A 792-nucleotide genomic window follows, 5' to 3' on the forward strand; every position below is an offset into this window, starting at 1 on the left:
TAAGCCGATCCGAACCATTTCCCGGAGACCACACCCACCATGAACGATCTTGCGCTGCCGCTGAGCGGTTTGTCATCAGTCGGCGGCAAGTCCGTCGTCGCCCGTTTCGACGGCGGCATGCTGTCGTCCAACAGCGGCGTTCTGGCCTTGGCCGAGGTGGAAAAGCGGTTGCGGGTGGCCGAGCGTCTGGCGCGTTGCATCGACGATCCGCGCTGCCCGGACCAGGTCGTCCACAGCCTGGCGGACATGATCGGCTTTCGCATGAAGATGATCGCCGCCGGCTACGAGGACGGCAACGACGCCAACCGGCTGCGCCGCGATCCGGTCTTCAAGATGGCCCAGGATGCGCTGCCGTCGGGTCGGGATCTGGCGTCGCAATCGACGCTGTGCCGGCTGGAGAACCTACCCGGCGTGCGGGAGCTGGTCGCGATGGGACGGGCGATGGTCGATCTCTATTGCGCCTCGTTCCGGCAGGTGCCGAAGCGGATCGTACTCGACATTGACGACACCTTCGACGCTGTGCACGGAGGCCAACAGCTTCGCCTGTTCAATGCCCACCATGACGAGTACGGCTTCCAGCCGATCGTCGTGTTCGATGGTGCGGGACGGTTCGTCAGCGCGATCCTGGGACCGGCCAAGCGGCCGAGTGGGGCTGAGATCCGCCCCCACCTGCGCCGTCTGGTGCGGGCGATCCGGATCAACTGGCCGAACATTCGAATCCTGCTCCGCGGCGATAGCCATTATTGCAACCCGCAGGTCATCGACTGGTGCCGCGCCAACGACGTCGACTTC

At 64.9% G+C, this 792-nt stretch carries 1 protein-coding gene; it reads left to right on the forward strand.

Features of this window, described 5'->3' with window-relative positions; all coding sequences use genetic code 11:
• Positions 1–39 precede the first annotated feature (39 nt).
• Positions 40–792, forward strand: a 753-nt coding sequence (locus tag NKH70_RS35680) for an IS1380 family transposase (RefSeq protein WP_353027475.1), incomplete at its 3' end; no start/stop codon positions are given.

The sequence above is a fragment of the Mesorhizobium sp. M0991 genome, from assembly GCF_040318915.1.
Taxonomy (GTDB): domain Bacteria; phylum Pseudomonadota; class Alphaproteobacteria; order Rhizobiales; family Rhizobiaceae; genus Mesorhizobium.